17 protein-coding genes are annotated in these 21,872 nt (G+C 36.2%); all 17 read right to left on the reverse strand.

Features of this window, described 5'->3' with window-relative positions; all coding sequences use genetic code 11:
• Positions 1 to 2,992, reverse strand: a 2,992-nt coding sequence (locus KEM10_RS12270; protein ID WP_212216304.1) for a hypothetical protein, incomplete at its 3' end; no start/stop codon positions are given.
• 233 nt (positions 2,993 to 3,225) lie between these two features.
• Positions 3,226 to 4,233 carry a GNAT family N-acetyltransferase gene (locus tag KEM10_RS12275; protein ID WP_212216305.1) on the reverse strand — a complete coding sequence of 336 codons (1,008 nt, stop codon included), beginning with the start codon at positions 4,231 to 4,233 and terminating at the stop codon, positions 3,226 to 3,228.
• Between the two features lie 86 nt (positions 4,234 to 4,319).
• Positions 4,320 to 5,150 (reverse strand): polysaccharide deacetylase family protein, encoded by an 831-nt coding sequence (locus tag KEM10_RS12280; protein ID WP_212216306.1) that lies wholly within the window; start codon positions 5,148 to 5,150, stop codon positions 4,320 to 4,322.
• A 42-nt stretch (positions 5,151 to 5,192) separates the two neighbouring features.
• Complete coding sequence (locus KEM10_RS12285) at positions 5,193 to 6,131, reverse strand: hypothetical protein (RefSeq protein ID WP_212216307.1); 939 nt, start codon at positions 6,129 to 6,131, stop codon at positions 5,193 to 5,195.
• 152 nt (positions 6,132 to 6,283) lie between these two features.
• Positions 6,284 to 7,711 (reverse strand): MBOAT family O-acyltransferase, encoded by a 1,428-nt coding sequence (locus KEM10_RS12290; protein ID WP_212216308.1) that lies wholly within the window; start codon positions 7,709 to 7,711, stop codon positions 6,284 to 6,286.
• A gap of 150 nt (positions 7,712 to 7,861) precedes the next feature.
• Entirely contained in the window at positions 7,862 to 8,941 is a 1,080-nt protein-coding gene (locus KEM10_RS12295; protein WP_212216309.1) for a GNAT family N-acetyltransferase, read from the reverse strand.
• Positions 8,942 to 9,038: 97 nt separating this feature from the next.
• A complete protein-coding gene (locus KEM10_RS12300) occupies positions 9,039 to 10,217 on the reverse strand; it encodes a DegT/DnrJ/EryC1/StrS family aminotransferase (protein ID WP_212216310.1) in 1,179 nt (392 codons plus the stop codon).
• 234 nt (positions 10,218 to 10,451) lie between these two features.
• A complete protein-coding gene (locus KEM10_RS12305) occupies positions 10,452 to 11,039 on the reverse strand; it encodes a sugar transferase (protein WP_212216311.1) in 588 nt (195 codons plus the stop codon).
• 3 nt (positions 11,040 to 11,042) lie between these two features.
• Positions 11,043 to 12,077, reverse strand: coding sequence for a glycosyltransferase family 2 protein (locus KEM10_RS12310; protein WP_212216312.1), 1,035 nt, complete (start codon positions 12,075 to 12,077; stop codon positions 11,043 to 11,045).
• Between the two features lies 1 nt (position 12,078).
• Entirely contained in the window at positions 12,079 to 13,362 is a 1,284-nt protein-coding gene (locus KEM10_RS12315) for a phenylacetate--CoA ligase family protein (RefSeq protein WP_212216313.1), read from the reverse strand.
• Positions 13,362 to 14,387, reverse strand: coding sequence for a glycosyltransferase family 4 protein (locus KEM10_RS12320; RefSeq protein WP_244825805.1), 1,026 nt, complete (start codon positions 14,385 to 14,387; stop codon positions 13,362 to 13,364). The genes KEM10_RS12315 and KEM10_RS12320 overlap by 1 nt, the downstream gene beginning before the upstream one ends.
• Positions 14,388 to 14,391: 4 nt before the next feature.
• Complete coding sequence (locus KEM10_RS24755) at positions 14,392 to 15,708, reverse strand: O-antigen ligase family protein (RefSeq protein ID WP_212216314.1); 1,317 nt, start codon at positions 15,706 to 15,708, stop codon at positions 14,392 to 14,394.
• Between the two features lie 61 nt (positions 15,709 to 15,769).
• Positions 15,770 to 16,894, reverse strand: coding sequence for a glycosyltransferase (locus KEM10_RS12330; RefSeq protein ID WP_212216315.1), 1,125 nt, complete (start codon positions 16,892 to 16,894; stop codon positions 15,770 to 15,772).
• 2 nt (positions 16,895 to 16,896) lie between these two features.
• The gene (locus KEM10_RS12335; RefSeq protein ID WP_212216316.1) at positions 16,897 to 18,039 is read right to left on the reverse strand and encodes a glycosyltransferase family 4 protein; all 1,143 of its coding nucleotides are present in this window, start codon (positions 18,037 to 18,039) and stop codon (positions 16,897 to 16,899) included.
• A gap of 193 nt (positions 18,040 to 18,232) precedes the next feature.
• Positions 18,233 to 19,621, reverse strand: coding sequence for a glycosyltransferase family A protein (locus KEM10_RS12340; protein ID WP_212216317.1), 1,389 nt, complete (start codon positions 19,619 to 19,621; stop codon positions 18,233 to 18,235).
• The gene (locus KEM10_RS12345; RefSeq protein ID WP_212216318.1) at positions 19,605 to 20,789 is read right to left on the reverse strand and encodes a glycosyltransferase family 4 protein; all 1,185 of its coding nucleotides are present in this window, start codon (positions 20,787 to 20,789) and stop codon (positions 19,605 to 19,607) included. Before KEM10_RS12345 ends, KEM10_RS12340 begins: the two co-directional genes overlap by 17 nt.
• On the reverse strand, positions 20,786 to 21,871 hold the full coding sequence (locus KEM10_RS12350) for an exostosin domain-containing protein (RefSeq protein WP_212216319.1): 1,086 nt from the start codon (positions 21,869 to 21,871) through the stop codon (positions 20,786 to 20,788). The genes KEM10_RS12345 and KEM10_RS12350 overlap by 4 nt, the downstream gene beginning before the upstream one ends.
• Position 21,872: the final 1 nt, after the last annotated feature.

Below are 21,872 nucleotides of genomic sequence, written 5' to 3' on the forward strand. Positions count from 1 at the left end.
CTCCATTTGCATTTGCTACTGTTATACTAACCTCTGTTACAATTGGACTATAATAGGTAATTGCTACTATATCTTCTGTCGGATTAGGTGAATAATCCAATATACTTATTGGAAGTCTATCATTCTTCATTACAATACAGCTATCACTACTATTTTCTTCACTTAATATAATAGCATAATTACCTGCTTCATAACTACCCAAACTAACATCTATACGATTGGCATCTCCTTCAACGGCGGCTTCGGTATATTCATCCAGAATAATACCATTTGCATTTTTTATAACTATATCCACATTCGTTACTTTTGGACAATAATAGGAGATAGAGACTATATCTTCTGTTGGATTTGGCGAATAAGCCAATATACGTATAGGTTCAGTTTTAAGCTTTATAACCTTACAGGAGTCCTCTGTATCTTTTTCCTGAAATACAACCGTATAAATTCCTTCATCATAACTTCCTAAACTAATATCTACTCTATTTTCTTCACCTATAACCGATGCATCAGTAAATGTTCCTTCCACTAATCCATCAGCATCCTTAACTATTATATCAACATTTCCTACACTTGGACTATAATAAGTTATGCCAACAATATCTTCTGTTTCTTCAGGAGTGAACTCTATTATTTCCAGTGGACGTAATTTACTAACTAGGCACTCATCGGATGTAATTCTATCTGTAAGAATTAAACGATATTGATTTGGATCAAAACCAGTTAAATTTCCTTCATAAGTAATTGTTTCTCCTATTGCCCCTCTTAAGACCTCTGTATACAAAGTATCACTCCCTTGTTCATTCACAATGCTTAACTCAACTTCTACCTTTTGAGGTGACACGTAGGTTAACTCATAAAAATTATAGGTCTCTTCTGGAGTACAATTGATAATTTCCAATTCCAAAGGTGCTTCAATCTTTTCAATGGTATCGCTTGTAATTCTTTCACCGTATTGTAAAATAAGCTCATAAAGCCCAACTTCCAATCCTCTTATATCTATACTGTCTGTATTCTCTTCTTTTTTAGCCTGTAGCAAAGAATCCATAACAACTTGTCCATCCGCCTTTGTTTTTAACTGCAACTTTATTTCATCCTCTACTGGCGAATAATAGTGTACAGCAAATTTATCGGTTGTTGGTACAGGATCACAATCCCTGATTGAAAGGGGCTTATACACGAAAGATTCTGAAGCCTGAGCTCCATCTGACTCCAACCTCACCTGGTAATTACCTTCTTCACATTCCAAACATAACTGTGGCACATTAATAGCAGCTCCACTTTGGTAATTACCAACCGAAATTACCTCCATGTTTTCTTCATTCAGAATAACTGCTCTTACATCTTCGTTACATTCTCCTTCCAATGTATAATTAACCCGTAATTCTTCATAACAAGATTCGGGCTCAACCGAGTCAATACTTATATTACACATACCATCTACGGGTACATTTACTTCACGACCAATCAATAAAAAGGCTCCAAAATCATCACCTGAGTGAGCTGCCTCAGTATAAACTTCTGTACCAATTACTGGAAATACTGTTGATTGATTGGTTGCAATCTGAAGAGAACCTCCGGTATAAGTGCCCTGCTGAATAGGCTGACGCATATCTTCAACATCATATAACCAGTAAGGGTCACCGTTAGATAAAATATTCGACACATCGACTGCTACCGTTGATAACAATTGATGGTTATAGATAACAATATGTGCTCTTTTAGCTTCGTATCTATTAGGAATTACCTTTACCTTATTAGGCACTGATTTAAAATCAGTTACACTTGTGTATATTCCATTATTATCAACTTTTTTAAGCTCCTGCCACTTTGAGAAATCACCAATTCCTTCAAAGTGTGCTCCATCAGAGTAATACGTACTATAATCAATATCGTAGTTACCAGTAGGTAAAGATACAGGATCATTAAGGGCTGCAATAGAATAACCATAACCTGTGGTCATTCTATTGGGCATTACAACAGTATTATTTCGGGCTTTAATATTTTGAAAACGGTTATAAAACATCCCTTTGTTTCCGTTCATTAAATAATTCCCATTAATTTCAACCGAAATACCGTCAGAATTGTAACCCACAAAAAAATGAGTACCTACATCTTTATGATATGAATGGTTATTTTCCAAAACTGTTTCACGATCTGAATCAATCAGAAAATTATATTTTCCATTAATGCCATCTTCATTTGTTAAAGTTCCACTCATAAAAATGATATTCTCTAAAATGTCACTTCCTTCAGTAGCCGACCCTCCAGCACTATAGAACTGTACACCATAACCATATGTTTTGAATAGAATATTGCTTTCAATTAGTTTTCTACTGCCCGATGCATTCTGAAAATACAAACTATGTCCATGACCAAAGTATCGTGTTCCTTCATTAGATATCTCTTGCCAACCATTGTTAAAAGCAATATTACCATAATATTCGGCATTTACAGCTGTAGTTGGAGAATTTAGTGCCGTTGAGGATGCATTGTGTATGATACAATTTATCATCTTTCCTCCTTCATCAGTAATTACTGTTCCAGCTATAGTTGGTATATCGGTAGGTGAGGAGGCTTGCTCTCTACTAATTCTAACTTGTGGTGCACAAGTGATAATTAAGTCATAAACATGAACAAACTTCCCATTATTTCTAAAAACAGCAAGTCCAGATTTTTCATCTGATGGAACTCCTTTGATTATAACTTTTTCATTATTATATGGCTTTACAACGCAAACTTTTTGCTCCGTTCCATTAAACTCCACACCAAAATTGACACCTTCATATACTCCACCACGTATAAACAGGGTATCACCTGCTTTCATTGGAGTTGATCCTGAAGCCAATGCTGAAACTAAGTCTATTGGGTCATTAATTTTACCGGTTCCCGAAGATTTCCCTTCCACTGCTACAAACCATGACTCCTGTCCTAATACTCTATGACTTAATGTGAGATAAATAAGCCCTAATACTAATAATCCAAATCTTCTCATAAATACCGTCCTAATTTGAAGATAAATACGCTAGTATTCAAAAACGGTTACATTATCAATTAATTTTATTCATTCGTCACTTTTTTTAAAATATTTTTAAATTACAAAGTGATCCGAATTACTTTTTCGACTCCTCTTTAAGTATAAAACCTTGATACCAATATAGATAAAACAAACTTCCACTAAAAAAACAGGCGCACTTAATAAATTATAAGTTACTTAAATTATTGAATTTAAATATTCTCATCCGAATCCATTAAGGTGTAGTAAAAGTAATTTAATGATTCAAAGTTACTCACTTGGTCTTGCTTCATTACAATTTCTGTCCGCGTACCCATGCGAATAACAAAGTATTTTTTTAAATCTTTAAATTCCTTTTCGGTATTGACCATTAACTTTAAATAATCCAGCTTTTTACTTCTAGCCTTATATGCTGCGAAATAAACAATTTCTTCCAATTCTTTTAGTGTTTCATAAAATAAATCAACCACATATAAACAAGATGATGCTTCATAGAACATGATAAACGACCGATTCGACTGACTCTTATAGAACTGTATCCCCTGATAATAAGTCCCAAAAGAGCCGCATCGCCAGGAAACAAATTCCGAATCATGAATCACAAAATTATCTTGGTTCAAAGCATTCATTTTTACTAATAAATGATTGGCTATCTCCTCACTAGAGCTAACATTCATAAATGCTTTAACACTACTCCTTCTTTTTATACCTAACCAATAGTAAACGGGATTTATAATAAATTTAAAAGCCTTAAAAAAATCTTGTTTGATGGATAAAGTGCCTCCAATCGAGATTGGGAATAAGAAAACATGCGGACCGGTCACAAAACAATACCCATTCTTATTTAACGACTTACGTGCTGCCGGAGATGGGTCGCTCCCCAAAATGATTCTTCCATTTGACTCCACATGGTTATAAAGTAGTTGCGCAACATTACTACCTCGCATGGCCTTGTCGACCATTAAATCACAAATCCACTGGGCTTCAATCACTTTACCTCTGATACTAATATTACATGGAATCATTCCAATTTGACCAACTACCTTATCATTGTGAATAGCCAGTATAAATCCTTGCAACTCTTGTTCCGGCTGTCCTCTGAATTTCCAATAAATATACTCTGGGCTGAACCTTCTTTTCTTTGTCCAATATTGCCGGGCAAATTCAATATGTTCCTTCTCCCAGCTTGGTGAGTATTGAACTATTTTAACTTCTTCCATAATTAAAAAAGTAAATGGTGCCTACTATACACCGGTTAACGTAATTGCGCGAAATACATAATTCAGCACTTTGAGACATTGCACTCCTAACTATATCGACTATTTACCGGGACGACATCAATTAAATCACTTTTAGCAGATAAAAACTCTACAAATGTATCGAAATGACGAATCGCCTCTTCCCCATTTCTTGAGAGACCTGAAGGATGACCGCAAATAAAAACATCTTTCTTTAATTGAACACCTTGCTCGATAACCTTAATTGCCTTAGCATCAAATCCATTATAATGCAAGGGTACAATACTAAAGCCCCGAACAGACTCAACACCCCGCTTTAAAGAGGTATACACATCCTGCTTAAATACACGTTCGACAGGTTTTGTATACACAAAACGCCCCCAACTGTAACCACTATCCTTAAGTACAGAAACAAGGTAGTCAATGTTACCTCCTTTAAAAAAGGGATACAGCCCTCTGTCACCCAAACTATAGGCTCCTTTCTGAACCCATGTCATTGGTCGGTTATGCGGTGGAACAAAACCAACAACTACCCCAGGAACACCAATACAATCTTCGAGAATAAACTTACTTCGTTGAATGGATTTAATGATTTGTTGTGGCATCATAATAGGCATCCACTCATGTCGCCATGAATGTGAAGCTATTTCGTGCCCTTTAGAGTAGATATCTTTGATTATATCTTTAATTTCAAATGGATAAACGGTTGATTCTGCTGAAAATCCTGTAACAGCAAAGCTAAAACGAAAATTAAATTCATCAGCTTTATCCAATATATATTGAACATTCTTCAATTCATCACGAATGGGTTGAAAACTAAATCGATAAGGATAAGTTGCATTAACCTGACCTATTGCCGCATCAAAATCCCAAATAAGATGTACCTTTATTTTTGACATATAATTAATTGTGAATTTAACTCATTCCGTTTTCTGTTTCATTTATTCAAAATCATTATAAATCACTTTGGACAATCGTTCAGAAAATTGTATTGCCCCTTCCTTATTTAAATGTAAATAATCGCTAAATAATGATCTATCTCGAATTTCAAATTGAAAATGCTGCCATTGACCTGAATTTTGCGCATTCAACTTATTCAACTGATTGTCGAATGCGCTCTTATATAGCTCTGGAATAGCTAGATTAAATGTATCTACAATTGGAAAACCTAACGTAACTAAACTCAATTGATGATCATTAATTAAATTTTGAATAGAATCTATATAACTATTCATTTTTCCGACTACCGGCTGATAAGTAATAGCAGGCAATGGAAAATGGTTTCGAAGAAATTTTTCATAGACTACCGTATCTTTCCTAAAATAGCTATCAGCCGGAAGATAAGATCCAATATATCCCGGATGCTTATTCTTTGACCAGTAAACACTCCAATCACTTAGATTTGGAAACACCCGATACCGTAAATAAGTCTCGGAAGCTATAAACCAATCCAAAGGAAATATTGACCCTAATTCCAAAGGTCCCGGTCCGTTTTCAAGACTAAAGATACGTTTTAGCATTTCGCCGCTGACTTTTTTACTCTGGATAAAAACATTATCCCAATCGTAACTAATATCAGGTAAAGAATAAGAAACAACAACTGTATTTAAACCTTCATGTTCACGGTTTAATATATCCTTTAGCTTAAAGTAGCTTAAACACAAGGGCTCTGCTGCCAAAGCTATATTTACAGAATTTGGAATATATTGAGGGTCGACACCATTGGCCACCAATGAACTTCCTGTAATTAAGGTTTTGGTTGATGTTGGTATGTTGTAAGCTTTAATCTTGTAGTAATATGCATTTATATAGAAGGATCCCATTAATAATACGAGTAGTATACAGGTAAAATAAATGAGTCGTTTGTTTATGTTTTTCATTATTTAACAGTCAGCTATTAAGTAAATTGTGTAAAAATGAAAATTGTAAAGTACGTACCTGAAAACGATTGATTTAATAGTTGTATCACAACAAATAAAAGAGCCATATTATTATGGTTTCCAAAGTACTATAAACCAATTAAGACTTGAGTTTAGAAATCTGCATAAATAAAAAACAAGGCATTTTTAGCAAAATGAAATGTCACAAATATGCTTAAATAATAAACACTCCATCGCAATGCTACCGGCCATCTAAAAAACCAAGCACTTACATCTTTACCCTTCTCGGTCAGGTACTCATAGCTTAAAACGAAAACAATGGTTAATAAAGCCAATGCAAAATCAAAGTGTGGAATGTTTAATCCCCAGGATAAGCTAATCTGACTAAAATTAAATAGTCCTGAAATAAATGCTAAAGCATCACTTAAATTATTGGAATAAAAAAAGATGTGAAAGAATGCTGAGAATAGGTAGACCAAAGCATAACTCACAATATTTCCTACCTCCGTTGGTATCCGGTTAAACAAGTGCATTCGCCATTTTTTAGAATAAAACTCGTAGGTTAATGCCAGTACTTGAAGAAAACCAATTATAACAAACGTCCATTTGGCGCCATGCCAGATACCTATTATCATAAAAGTGACAAAAAGAGCATACAGAATAGCTACATTGCCTCTTCGACGATACTTTAACATCAGCCTATTATATATAAAATCGTTACACCATGAGGATAATGAGATATGCCATCTTTTCCAATATTGCCCAACTGACTTGGCAAAAAACGGTCTGTTGAAGTTGGGAGACAACTGAATACCAAGCAGCTTAGCCAACCCAATTGCCATATCGGTATAGCCTGAGAAATCACCATATATCTGCATGGGTTGTATCAAAAACGTCAACCATAATGGTAATGCTGAAAAGCCTTCTACATCAGCGTAAACCTTATTGATTACAATACCTAATGTATCACCAAGCATTACCTTTTTGAATGCCCCCCACAAAATCAGACGCAATCCTTCTTTAACCTCTCGCCCCTTACTCAGATTATTAGTCTTGAGCTGTGGTAAGAACTTTCGATGACGCTCAATTGGACCAGCCAGAAACTTTGGAAAAAACAGCATGTAAAGAATAAATTCTGAAAAGACCTTTTCAGATTTATCGCCGGCTTTCCAGACTAAATAAAGGTAACTGATACTTTGAAATGTATAGTAAGATATACCAAGAGGTACAGCCAAAGTGAAGAAATCATCCGGCACATTAAATTTGAAGATAAGATTAACATTATCAAAAATAAATCCCAAGTACTTGTATATGATCAGTCCACCAATGTTTAAAATTTGTCCTGCATAATAGACTGTTGTTACTTTTTCTCCTTTGCGATTTCTTTCAATCCTCTGAGCTAAGCCAAAATTTATAGTGCTGATTAATAAAGCATACACCATAAATTTGATGGATATTAAACCGATAAACACTACACTAGCAAAAGCCAGAAAACGCTTCTGCCAAACACCCTTTAATACAAGAAATATAATTAAAACAGGAATAAAAAAGAGAACAAACTCAATACTTATAAAGGACATTTATTAATGAGATAAGAATATAAACTTAAAAACACATACATGTATAATGTGAAAAAGTATCTATTTGATAATATTAACCCGTCAACTTTGAAAAATAATCGGCTTTAGGTATTTAACACTTATGAATTATATTATATCAGCAACTAAATACTAACTATCTTTAGCACCTAAACCGACTTTAGACTTTATAAGGTCTAATTTTGTTGCCCGACTGAATTTCTCAAGACGATAAAGCAGGCAAAATTCATTGGTATTTTGATATTTCCAACGATAAGCACCGGAGCCATAATCATACTTTTCAAATTGACCAGATTCAATAAAATAGCGAACAACATGTTTATTTAAAATCCGAAGAACTCCATAATTTGCATAGCCAGGATCGTAACCAATATTCCAGCAATAAAGAATACCTTTATACGTATATAATAATTCATAGGCTATTATCTTTTGATCTGATTTGCGACGTAAAGCAGCGATGCTTAAACGTTCTGATTGGCTGAGCAAATTCAAATGAAATTGCTTTCTCCTGCTGTTCACAAAAGGACTCGTTCGTACCTCATCATCTTCTTTAGCATTAAGCTGATTTCTTTCAGCAATATGTAAATCCATTACTTCATTTAATTCAATTGAATTTACATCTTCCAACCAAACAAAAATAAAAGGATCACTTTTCAATAACCTCTTTTCATTGGCAATTATTCGTTTATCCTTAAAAACTTGCAGGTAATCATCAAACGTTTGATAATTCCTTTTCGTGATAAAGGGTGCCTCATTATATGATCTTAAGTTTGCATGATAAGGCGTTTTTTTTAGAAAATAGGTCAGATAGCTATCCTGTCTCAGGTTTTTTAGTACCAGCTTATCCCATTCATCCGACATGGCTTCAATGGCCTGAAAAAAGGTTTTAAAAATAGCTGAGATATTGGGTAATGACTGATCATACAAAAATGATTTATAATCACCCCATCCCAAAAACATCAATTCTCTATATTTCAATAATTTATACCTCTTTTTATTTTGAATACAAAGCGGAGCAATGCCAACTATTTTAGTATTATGAGATACAGTTATAATTCTAGGTTCACTTTCCGGTTCAACAGAACAATACCATTGGTATATAAACTCAAAAGTTTGGTAAATACCTATTTCCTCACATTTTTCAAGTAATTGTTTCCAATCTTCTCTTAGACTTATAAACTGATCAGGTGTTTTAATAATCTCGTAAATCATATAAAATGAGGTAATCTTTTAATTTGTATTCTATTTTATAGCACACACCATGAAAATTAATCATAACATTTTATCATAGAATATTTTTACAATCTCCTTACAACGAAATATTTCCATAAACATAATTCTTTAGTTTTTTCGTCACATATGAAACATCCTCTTTAGTCATATCTGGAAAAAGTGGTAAAGTTATAGTTCCTTTCCATATCTTTTCTGCCACCGGATAATCCTCAGCATCTAGTTGATACTTCTCTTTATAGTAAGTCATATGATGTAGCGGTTTATAATGTACCGAAGTTCCAATGCCATCAGCAGCCAACGCTTCAATTAATTCGTTTCTTCCAATTGAGGATGATTCATTAAGTACAACTGGAAATAAATGCCAGGAATGATCTTCAAATGGAACTTTAGAAATTGGCAGATCAAGACCTTCAACATCACTTAAATGGTTATAATAATACTTCACAGCCTGAAGTCTTGATTCACGAAATTCTTCCGCTTTTTCCAACTGAGCCAAACCAATGGCCGCATTTAAGTCAGGCATATTATATTTAAATCCAGGCGCTACCACATCATACTCCCACGATGGCTTGTTGGAAGTAAATCTATCCCAAACATCTCGGTTAATTCCGTGCAAACGCATCGTTTTTACACGTTTATACAAGTCTTCATTATCCGTCACCAACATACCACCTTCACCTGTTGTAATAGTTTTATTGGCGTAAAAACTGAAGCAGGTAATATCGCCAAAACTACCAATCATTTTACCTTTATATCTGGTTGGAAAAGCATGCGCAGCATCCTCCAGTATCTTTATTCCATTCTTTTTACAAATATCTATAATCCCTTCTCCTTCATCATTTGTCATTTCAGCCGGATGTCCACCAAAATGAACCAATATCAGGTATTTTATTTCAGGATTGTTTGCAATAGCTTCTTTAAGAATCTCAGGTGTAAGCAAGGCTGTGCCATATTCCACATCCAAAAAGACAGGATCGGCACCCAAATACCTAACCACCTCAGCACTTGCTGTAAATGTCATATCAGGCACAAATACTTTGTCCCCTTCCTTTACACCCAAAGCTTCTAAGCCCAGATGCAGAGCTGCAGTACAACTGTTAACCGCACAGGCATATTTTGCGCCTACTTTATCAGCTATTAATTGCTCAAATTGTAAAGTTTTTCCCGCGGTTGTTAACCAGCCACTTTCTAAAACTTCACTTATGTATTTTAGCTCGTTGCCATTACACGAGACTTTTGCAAACGGTACTTTCATAAATGCCAATGTATTAAAATCAAAATGCTATCAATGTACTTATTAGACTAAAATAAAAACTGCTGTAATTATCTAAACGGTTAGGTGTAATACACTCTACCTGGTTTTAAATTCGTATAACCAAAAAGAAATAACCATCCCCTATTGCTAATCAATACCTTAACCCTCACCAACATTGCAGGCTTGACGTTTTTTTTGCGGTCACTGTAAGGAAAATGGAACATCACTCAACTCTTATTTAACCACGGCCAGAATGGTCGAAATCACAATTTTCACATCTCCCCAAAAACTTCTTGAATCGACATACTCTTCATAAATACCTAATTTAACCGGCAATATCTCGTTCCTATAACACGCAATTGGATCAACTGCCTGATTTAATATAGCTTCTTCATCTCTGAATTTAATGGAAGCATTATCTGTAATACCCGGGCGCACTGATAAAATTTTCGCCCAACGCTCAGGATAAACTTGTGTCCATTTTTCAACCTCAGGACGTGGCCCCACAACTGACATATCTCCTTTCAGTACATTTATTAATTGTGGTAGTTCATCCAGTTTTGTTTTTCGCAGAATTCGACCGATTGAAGTAACCCGTGAGGAATTACCGGCATCAAAAGAACCTTTTTCAGCAGATTTTAAAACTGTCATTGACCTGAACTTATAAAGCATAAAAAGTTTATTCCCCTTACCAACCCGTTGTTGTTTGAAAAAAATGGGCCAACCATCACTCAGCACTATAATCAGGGAAATCACTAGTAGAATGGGAAATGTCAGTAACAGACCTGTTAAGGCACTCAATAAATCAAAAATTCGCTTCATGTTTTATCTGCTAATGGTAAACTCAACACTTTTCTTACAGCCTGTAAGTAACTTCCTTAATCCAACTATGTACCCCCAGCCATATGAATAATGCATTGAAGGATAGCTTAAAAACAAATAAAACCACATACTAAGAATTTTTGAATGCTTTAAAGCCTGCACCAAGCTAACCATTAACAATGCAATCAGATAAAACATTAAACCTATTGTATATAGCACAGCTATAAGAGGATGTATAAAACTCAAAACAAATCCTAATACGGTATAAATGATTAGTAACAAAGGCACCAGTTGACGAAGTGTTGACACCTCCTTTAACTTATAATTGACCAAAGGTTTAAACAAACCATACTGAAAAAGCATGCGTCGTAATTGCTTAAGGTTTTTTCGAGCGGTGTACTGACATTTGAGATCCGGAATCAGAAGGATCTTTTTTCCATTCTTTCGCATGCGGGCATTAAACTCATCATCCTGATTACGAACGAGGTCTTCATCAAATAATCCCACCTGATCAAACACATCGCGCCGAAAGCAACCAAAAGGTACGGTATCCACTTCAACAGGCTTCTCAACACCCACACGAAACGAGGAATTTCCCACCCCAAAGGGTGATGACAGTGCAATGGCTATGGCTTTTGATAATGATGTATTATTGTATGGGATCGTTTCTATCACACAGCCAACATTATCTGCCTGATATTCGTCCAAGGCTTCCACTAATCGCGAAATATAGTTTTGAGGGTAGACAGAATGGGCATCCACACGAATAATAACTTCCCCATTACTAATATTAATAGCCTTATTTAATCCGGTTGGGACTATTCGTTGCTCGTTGTTAATTAATTTAATTAATGGATACTGACTGGCAAAAGCTTTAACAATTTCAATAGTGCCATCGTCAGATTGCCCATCAGCAATTATAATTTCCATCCTATTCTGAGGATAGTCCTGTTCTAGTAAAGTTTTTAATGTATGTTCAATTCCTTCAGCCTCGTTTCTGATAGGCATTATGACTGAAACAAAATATTTACTTTTCATCCTAAATTTCGGAAATAAAATGCTTAAACTTACCCTTGGCAGTTCTTTCAATAGACTTAACTTGCTTCACTTCTATTTTCAACCCCTCTTCAAGGTAAAGATTAAATGCTGACTTAATGGCTTTTATCTGATTTGAGGACAAGTCACCATTTAAACATACATTGACTTGAAAAGAAAGGGTATCCTTTTGTACAACTTGATGTTCCTTTATTCGTATATCTTTACCAATAGCCTCATGAACTGCATAATAAAACGTCAAGCCAGGCACACGCTTACCTGATGGTAAAAGACCTGTATCATTCATTCGTCCTTGCAAGGAGGTAATGATTGTATGCTCCCCCTCTCTCTTAATAGTGGCCAGGTCGCCTATTTCGTACCTGATAATCGGAGTCGCATTATTATGCAACAGGGTAACCAATAGGCGTCCGGCTTCCCCGTCCTGCAAGACTGCTCCATTGTCGTCAACTACTTCAAGATAGACCATCTCATCAGCCACCTTCCATACATTTTTGTCGCGAAAACCGATGACACAGACCTCGGAGGCTCCGTATTCGTTATAAACAGGTACACCAAATGTGGCATGTAGTTGTGCTTGTTCTTCACCTGAACACATTTCAGAAGTGACGACGCATGCCTTTAAACTGGGGCAAAAAGTAGATAAAACCAGTCCTTTTTCCTTTAAATAATTACTAAACTGAAGTATTGAATTAGTATAACCATAAATTACTTCAAATCGCTTTCTATTGAATACGTCCACCCATTTCTTCAGTACCTTATCACCTAAATCATACACCACAAAACGATAGCGTTTAGCCATCAAGTCTTTCAACTTTTCACGATAAAAGTTGAAACCACTTAAAGGTATGCCATAAAAACGGGCCTGATAACTATTAACATCAAACCCAAACTGACTGTAAAGACGATTTGCAGCTAACCAAACCATGACATGAAAATGGTTTTGACGGGCAAATAACATGGGCGTACCGGTTGATCCAGAGGTTCTACTTACATACAGCCCATTTCTAATTATTTCAGGGCTAATCTTATCCTGATAAGCTCCCATCAAATGGCTTTTCTGTATGATTGGTATCCTTTCCCAGTTACCTTGAATATCCACTCCAACAAAATCCCTGTAAAATGGATTTATTCTAATCTGATCATTAAAAATCTGCCACTTTTGTTTATTCTGATAGCCTTCAGACTGTGCATTCAGTATTTCCTGATACCTCTTAATCGCTTCTGAAACAGGGTATCCCGATAATTTTAAGACTGTAAAAAAATCCATTAGCTATCCAAAATATTCATCCATTGTACTTTCACTTCTTCCCAGTCAAAAGATTCAGCCTTCCTTCTGGCATTTAATGACATACTATGGGCTAAAGTATCTGATTCTATAATATCAATGATTGCATCAACCATTTGTTGAGGTTGATTCTTTTCTACCAATATTCCATCGCTTTTATCAGCTATTAAAAATGGTAATCCTCCAGCATTTGTCGACACAACAGGCAGCCCCAATGCCATTGCCTCAATAACGCTAACCGGCAGATTATCAATATTTGTGGTGTTTATAAATATTGAATATTCTTGCGACAAACTATGCCATTCCTGTTTACTTAAGCGTCCGGTTATTTTTAGCGCATTATGTACATTTAATTTTTTGGCTAATTCTTCACACGTTTTTTGACTCCCATCCTTATCAGGCCCTACCATACAAAGCTGAACTTCAGGATACTTATCTAGAAGTCCGGCCAGAACTTTGATAGCCATTATAGGATTGTAAATCTGATCGAAACTGCGAACATATAAAAGCTTTGGTACGCATGTCTTGCGTTCTGTAAATGGATAATCGGCTATACAAATATTGTTTGGTATAAAGCAAGTTTTAAACCCTTCGGCCTCAAAAGCTTGCATATTATAATGTGATGGAGATATATTAATGAAACTATTGGCAAATAACTGTTTGGACGCCCAGAGGTGTTCTTTAATCCAAATTGGCAATCGTCCTCCGTGAAGTATTGGCATGTATGACAGTTTAACCGACCTGCAAACTAAGGCCACAAAATAGGCATACCAGAAAGCATTATTGCTATAGGTATCAATCAATACTTTAGATACTTGTTTTCGATTACGCACTACCGCCCACATCATACTTAACAAGCGCCAATGCATCTGTTTTTTGTCAGACGAATAGGTCAACTTGTATCCCAAAGATTCTAACTGAGGCCCAAGAGTTTCAATGGTTGTAACAGAAAAACCATGCTTCGAGAGAACATTTCCAATATAAAGTACTCTTTTATTACTGCTCATAATATCAGATTTGATCCGGTTTTATTCTAATAACCGACATGCCCATCAAAAGTGGTGTTGTAAAAGTTCTCATACCTGCATGGAAAGTAGTTAAAACTGCGATGGTAAAAAATGCCAGTAAAAAGGCACTTTCAACTCTATTATGTTTTACAAGGATCCGCCAAGGAATATAAAAATTTATGACAATCAGCAGAACCAGCCCCCATAATCCTTGTTCTGCTAATACTCTTGAATATTCGGTATGAGCCGCTATTTCATGAACTCCATAATGGACTCTATACGATGCCGAAACACCACCACCAACACCCCAGATGGGATGATCCAACCACATTTCAATATCCGACACCATTATTTCAAATCGACCGGTTGTTAAGGTATTTAAGGTGACCTCTTTATCTCCGCTTAACGAACCTGAGGTTTCTCCCTGATAACGCAATAACAAGGCTCCTCTTGTCACATAATCACCAATAAAAAAGACGATGGTGACACCAATAATAAATAAACCTAGGTTCTTTAAGGATATCTTCCGTATTCGCAATCCATATTCTTTGACTTCTTTGGCCCTTGAAACCAATAGAAAGAAGACTACAAAGGCCAACATGGCAGACAGTACACCTCCTCTGGAAAAACTAAGCAAACCTCTGAACAAAAAATAAATAATAAAGAAGATGTCTATCCATTGAAAAACAAATAATCGTTTACCACTAAAAAATACCATGGCAATAATACCAGCTCCTATTCCCAATATTGTGGAAACCTGGTTGGATCCAAATCCTCCGGTCGTATCAAAATTAGCACCTAACTGAAATTCGATATCCGAAAACGAAGGCGTATCAAGAGTAATATAAATCAGTACGCTGATTAAAGGATATAATAGAAAACGCAGGCTTTGAAGAAATTGACTAAAAGTCAGTATCCGGTTCATAAAGTAGATTATCAAAAACCCGGTGCTCAGCATACCAAACATGGAGAAGACAATTCTCTCAAACTCCCTATCACTCAGTAGTATAGCAGGGAGACAAAGTAAAATAATTAGAACACCTGTAAACGGCTGACTTTTTCGGAAACCTTCCAGAACCAGTCCCACCAAAACTAAGGGCCCCGTTATATACTTACATAACTCCCAAGGCACAAACGGATATAAATCTACCATTCTACCAATAACCTCAATACCGAGACCATATATTATCAACAATACTAAATAAAAGGTCTGACGACGAAAAAGTACCTGGTAAAAAGTATATGCAATAAAACACCAATACCAGACTGCCAATAGCATTGGAAAGTAAACCATGGCTATACCAAATATTATATGGCTCACTAAAAGATATAAGACATTTCTATTATCTCTACTTAACTTATTCCCTCTCAATTTAATATTCTTATTTTACAGCTTCGTTGATAATTCGTTGATTATAATAATGAAAAGTAAAGCGATCACTCTGGGATTGCGCTAAACTGGCTATTCTTAATAATTCGTTTCCATTTAATGACAGAACTTTGTTAATTGATCCTGAAAGTGCATTCGCTACTTTTAGGTCAACCAAGAAACCACTTTCTTCGTTTTTTACGTAATCGGGTAAACACGAAATTTTTGAGACAATTGGAAGACATCCAAAATTAATAGCTTCTGCCAACACTTTAGGAAATCCTTCTGAATCGGATGGTAGTAGAAAGACATGTGCCTTTTGTAACAACTCAAAAATTTTATCCCGCGACATAAATCCATAAAAATTAAAGTCATATGGTAATTTATCAGCTTCTGATTCAAATTTAGTTCTTTCCTCACCATCTCCAATCATATGAACTACACCAATTCTATCAGATTCAATCGATCCGAATGCTTCAAGAATTCTTCCAACACCTTTTGCCATCTCCAGTCTTCCAACAAATATAAAATCCAGCTTTTCATCGAATGATTTGGTCTTCAAGGCTTCTTGCCCGGCTTTTATGTCCGCTTCTTCCAAACACGGATTCTCGAATGATAAACAGTGCGATGGCTGATCATGCCAAGCCCCATTGATTGTTACTTTATGCTTCGAAAAATGAGTCAGGAAATATTTCTGAACACGATAGCCTAATGGTGCATTTGGTTGTTTCCAGTTACCCGCATACTTAAACCACCCTTTTTTACCTGCGCACAACCTTAAAAAAGGAATCATATATAAGCCCATACCAGTAGGAGCCCTGAATTGAAATACATCTGCCTTCTTTAATGTAAGCCACACCTTTAAAAGATTATAAGGGGCAGTGGTAAGGACGCTAAACTTCTTAAACCATCTATCTCCACCATATGGCTTTAATGGGATATATCTGATACGATCTTCATTTTGATAGGCCATCGAGCTATCCGGAGCTATGATATTTTTATAAAATGGAGCACAATGAATAACTTCTTCAAACACATCCAGTAAATGATTAATCTCATTTACTGTTGATCCCCAACCAACAATTCGCCCAACATCATTAATATAATGCTCCGTATGTGATATAATTACCAACTTCATACCTATATATCCTGAGCCTTTAACTGATTAATCACTTCAATGTAGCTGTTTACTATTTTCTTCCAATCATGTTGCTGAGCCCATTCTACGGACCCTTTCTCATATTTTTGAGGCTCTTCCAAAACCTTCGATAAAGCTATAGAAATCAACTCCGGCTGATTACCATCAACCAAATGACCATTAAAACCTTCATTGATGGCATCGGCAATGCCACAACCTTCGGCTCCAATGGCTGGCAATGCAAAATAATTGGCCTCCAGAATCACAATTCCAAACCCCTCAACATCTCCATCATCCTGATTTTCACTTAAAATCATAAAACAGTCTGCCCTTCTGTAGGCTAAAGCTAAATCAGCTCTCCCGGGAAGTCTACCATGAAAAGTGACATGGCTATCAACACCAAGTTCTCTGGCTAAAGTCTCAAACTCCTCTTTGTGCGATGGCAAGCCAACTATATGATAATGGGCGTTCGGATATTTCTCAAGAATGACAGGAAGAGCCTTTATGACCCTATGCTGGCCTTTACGTGGGGTAACATTGCCAACGGTGAGCAAGCAGGGTTCGCCAATCCACTTCAAGGTTCCATTTGACGCTTCTTTCAACTGATTAAATTCATCCAGATCAATCCCATTTGGAATAATCCTGTACCTCTTGCTTTGCAAACTTTTATTCAGCAGAGAATAGGTGAATTCTGAGACAGGAATAAGCACATCGGCCTGTGCAATGGACAGGCTTGCAATTTTATAAGGAATATAGCTGCTTATCTGAACCTCTGAACCATGTAATACTGCAATTGTTGGAATTTGATATCCAAACAAACGGATTATTGCTCCTAACCACAGCGAAAATTTGCCTGATACAATCATTGCCTGATAATCACCTGCCTTAACTAATTTTATCAAGCGACGTATCCTGTTAAGGTATGTCATGTAACCTTGTCTGTCAATTCGGAATACCTTTAAGAATTCAGGCATTGTATCATCAAATGCTGTTATGTCTTCCTTCGACACATAATCTGCCTCTGTTAATACATCTACCGAATACCCGGAATCAACCAAAGATTTCGATAAACTATAGGCATGATTACCAATACCACCCGGACCAGGTGGAAATTCACTTACAACAATTAGTATCTTATTTCTCAAGTAATTTTATTAAAAAAGTTTGTTATTCTACACCTCTGACTCCCCTATAGAAGAGAACTATTCTAAGATATACAATTGGATCGTTTAACAATTTACAACAGGCATTGAACCTACTTCTAGGTTCTTTTAATGGTAAACTAATAAACATGGTATGTACAACCCATCCTAGTTGCGTTGAATATTGATTTATAGCCTATTCCATCACTTGATTGACATCAATTATGTAACTTTCAATTTTGGCACCTTCCTGAAGCATCAAGCTCGCCATTCGCCAGCTAATGATAACCTGCAGTAAAATAAATGGCAATATCAGGGGCAAAAATACAAATCCCATTAGCATTAACAATTTACTCCCTTTCCACTTATATGGAATAATGGATGGTGGCACAGTAATTAGCAGCCACAATATACTATTAAAACGTCCAAAATATTTATTTGCATAATATAGAACACTTGGGATCGGTCGTGGCGACAACAGCTTTTTAGGCCTGAATGCATCCCAACTACCCATTTGTCTGAGACCTCCGGAAGACACCTTAAGGTGCAAGCGACAGGCATCCGGATTATTAATATTTACGAATCCTGATAGATAACACCTCATCCCAAACTCACCATCTCCCATTCGCTGCTTCTCAAACTGACGATCAAACAGACCTGTCTTTTCAAAAACAGTTTTATAAAGCATTGCATTACCCGTATCCAGCTGATCGGACCATCGATAGCAGTTGTAATTGGACGGAACCTTTGCGCCTACTGTTGAAATAGAAATACCAGCACTTATGTCAGCTTTGAAATAATCCAGACAACGAATATGCATCTCAATCCAGTCCGAATCTACTCGTGAATCATCATCAAACAACAAAATTAATTCACCTTTACTTTCCTTTATACAACGGTTACGCGCTAGCCATAAGGCTTTTTCCTGTTGAGGAAATAAGCGGATATTTAAATTAAAGGCTTCATAATAGGATTCCTGACAAGGTTCAGATTGGTCACAAACCAACACTTCAAAATTGGAGTATGTTTGCATCTCCAAGTCCTTCATTACATCTTCAAGGTATTTATAGCGATTCAGCGTGGGAATCACAACAGAGACCAAAAGATTCTTCTTTAGCAGCTCGCTGTCAAAACTTTTTACATCACTCTTATCCGGCGTTTGTTGTGATGGATTGATTCTTTTAATTTCTAAGGCTCTTATGAAAGAGCTAATTTCATAGATGGGATTTTTCAAACCCACCAAGCGAACTAACAGTATATAAAACAACCATATGCGATTAAAATAGCGAGCAACAAAACGATACTCATCCTGAACCCTGATAGATCCTAATTGCAGACCTTTCTCTCCTTCACTCACCTTTTTCAAAAAACCCTTCTGCCAGGCCTGCCAAGCAATATCTGCCTGCCTAGCTTCATCACTTGAGTATACTTCTTCAGTATTAATTAATGCTTTTTCTTCTGAGGCTAATTGTTCTTCAGAAATCCAGGTAACTAGTGGGAAATCGGACTTTAGGTTGAAATACCAGGTAGGTTTGATATACCTTAGAAAAGAAAATAAATAGGCTTTTTTATATGGAGTCTGCATTTTCAAAAAAACGGGTAAATAGTGTTACTTGATCAGCCAAGTTAAAATTGGTCTCAACATGCTGACGTGCCTGTTGACGAATAATTTCTTTTTGCATATCAGATAAGGCATTCACTTCAACTATTTTACGGAACAATGCTTCAGGAACCCGTGCGGGAACCAGCCAACCGGTTTTATTATCAATAATATTTTCTTTTAGTCCACCTGTATCGGACACTATGCATAAACAGCCACAGGCCTGCGCTTCTATTACGGCATTACAAAAACCTTCATCTAAACTGGGCTGAAGGTAAATATCCGAAGATTGATAATATTTTACGGTCTCTTCCGGTGTTTTTTTACCAACCAGCTCCACTTGATCATCCAGTTCATACTGATATATGGCAAACTTTAGTCGTTCATAAAGGTCTCCATCACCCACAATCGTATACTTGAAGCGGATACCCTCATTTTTTAATAAAGCTAAAGCAGCCAAGCCATATTCCAAACCTTTAATCCACGCCAAACGTCCAACCGTTAGCAATTGTATGACATCTGTATTGGAATCTTTTCTTTGAGCTCTTTGAAAAAAAATATAATCAATGGCCGGTGTAATTAACGTCCACTTTACAGTTTCAGGAAGTCCTTGCTGAATAGCAGACTTATACAAGGCGGTCGATATAGAATGAACTTTATTTATTTGTCTCCAGGCCAACTTGTAACATGCCTTATGTTTTAAGGGATACACATTAATATCATAGCCCCTTAAACTCACACCCATTTTTGCACTCATAGCTTTGGCTGTAAATTCTTTCTCCAACATTAAAGTAGCAAAACCAAAATGCAGCCAATCCAAATAATAGGGTAATATATGCGCATTTATCAGTAATAGTCTGTTTCGCTCCGACAATGAATAACCTTCACCAGCCAGTATGCGGTGAAAAGCTAACATCCTACCCGGTCTCCGAATCAATATCATTAAAACCTTCAGGTTATGAAGATTACCTCTGACTCCCGTTCCTTTCTGAATGGACGAGACTACCTTTGCTCCGGCAAATACCCTACTATTACCCTTGGCATTACTAAATAGTAAAACTGAATGTCCTGCCTCTTGCAGACCTTTTATTTTATTTACTAAAAAGGTCTCACTATATCCTGGTACTTTTGAAAGAATTAATCCAATTTTCATTTGCTTTGGCCCTTCTTCACAAGAGGTTGGATGATATCACTCACTAAATGTTTATGAAACCCTTTTCCTGACAGGTATTCATCCCATAATTCACGGTTATTAATCTGCAATTGCATAAAATCATCCGGATGAAGATTTGCATGAAAATCAGCCAATATTTGATCAACACGATTCATATCAGGTTCATCAACCCACACTACATGCTCCTTCCAGTTGATAACACGATCGAAAGGCAAAACACAGTCGGTATTCACAAACAAAGGAATACGCCCCATGGCAAGTGTTTCATAAATTCGCACCGAAAAGTTCCCACCTCCTCTGACACAAAGTATATAATCCGAATCGACAATGTTATTATAGAATTCCAATGTCGTTTGATACCGCTCTTCAGGTGTATTTGCACCTGCCCGGTATTTATCACGTATAATAAAATTATCTTCCACTAAATCAGATGTCCTTAACCTTTCCAATAAATGGCTACGTCTTCGGGTTGATGACCTAATCACCTGGGGTTCGTAAACACTAAGACCGGCATAATATAAACTGTTACGAACTATTGTACGAAAACTATCCTTTGCACCTCTGATTAAACCTGAAGCGGCTTGTCCACAAAAACCAACTTTTGCCTTGTCTCCTTTTTGCCTGTATTCAATATTTCCGTTAAAAAAACCCTGAACAGGATCAGAAATAAACACCGTGGAAGCGTGTTGGTTAGGCAATCTATGTGACTCGTAGCCACTTTGCCTTATTATAATATTTTCAGGATCAACTGACTTAACACCAAAATCTCCTTCATTTGTTATTAATAAAGGAATTTTCAGCTCTTTACTCTTATCCGACAGTTGACGAACACTTGTGATTTGATGGTTTTTATAATACCAGTTTAATCCAATTGGCAATACGGCAAAATCAGCCTCTTCAATCTGCTGTACAGGAACCAAATCTCTATAAAAAAAGCCATATTTAAGCTCCAGTTCATCTTCATTCAGATTTCTTAAGTTTAGTAATGGCCTTACAAAATTGACCAAAAGCCGCTCTTCTTGCAAACTTAAAAAATTACGGGTTCCAATAAATACCTTCATC

The organism is Carboxylicivirga linearis (assembly GCF_018271995.1).
GTDB classification, from domain to species: Bacteria; Bacteroidota; Bacteroidia; order Bacteroidales; family Marinilabiliaceae; genus Carboxylicivirga; species Carboxylicivirga linearis.

Bases quoted from the DNA above. Each gene is read 5' to 3' on its own strand.
- KEM10_RS12340 (WP_212216317.1), bottom strand. From the start codon at position 19,621: ATGCAGACTCCATATAAAAAAGCCTATTTATTTTCTTTTCTAAGGTAT.
- KEM10_RS12320 (WP_244825805.1), bottom strand. From the start codon at position 14,387: ATGAGCAGTAATAAAAGAGTACTTTATATTGGAAATGTTCTCTCGAAG.
- KEM10_RS12295 (WP_212216309.1), bottom strand. From the start codon at position 8,941: ATGATTTACGAGATTATTAAAACACCTGATCAGTTTATAAGTCTAAGA.
- KEM10_RS12290 (WP_212216308.1), bottom strand. From the start codon at position 7,711: ATGTCCTTTATAAGTATTGAGTTTGTTCTCTTTTTTATTCCTGTTTTA.
- KEM10_RS12280 (WP_212216306.1), bottom strand. From the start codon at position 5,150: ATGTCAAAAATAAAGGTACATCTTATTTGGGATTTTGATGCGGCAATA.
- KEM10_RS12315 (WP_212216313.1), bottom strand. From the start codon at position 13,362: ATGGATTTTTTTACAGTCTTAAAATTATCGGGATACCCTGTTTCAGAA.
- KEM10_RS12310 (WP_212216312.1), bottom strand. From the start codon at position 12,077: ATGAAAAGTAAATATTTTGTTTCAGTCATAATGCCTATCAGAAACGAG.
- KEM10_RS12285 (WP_212216307.1), bottom strand. From the start codon at position 6,131: ATGAAAAACATAAACAAACGACTCATTTATTTTACCTGTATACTACTC.
- KEM10_RS12350 (WP_212216319.1), bottom strand. From the start codon at position 21,871: ATGAAGGTATTTATTGGAACCCGTAATTTTTTAAGTTTGCAAGAAGAG.
- KEM10_RS12300 (WP_212216310.1), bottom strand. From the start codon at position 10,217: ATGAAAGTACCGTTTGCAAAAGTCTCGTGTAATGGCAACGAGCTAAAA.
- KEM10_RS12345 (WP_212216318.1), bottom strand. From the start codon at position 20,789: ATGAAAATTGGATTAATTCTTTCAAAAGTACCAGGATATAGTGAGACC.
- KEM10_RS12330 (WP_212216315.1), bottom strand. From the start codon at position 16,894: ATGAAGTTGGTAATTATATCACATACGGAGCATTATATTAATGATGTT.
- KEM10_RS12275 (WP_212216305.1), bottom strand. From the start codon at position 4,233: ATGGAAGAAGTTAAAATAGTTCAATACTCACCAAGCTGGGAGAAGGAA.
- KEM10_RS12305 (WP_212216311.1), bottom strand. From the start codon at position 11,039: ATGAAGCGAATTTTTGATTTATTGAGTGCCTTAACAGGTCTGTTACTG.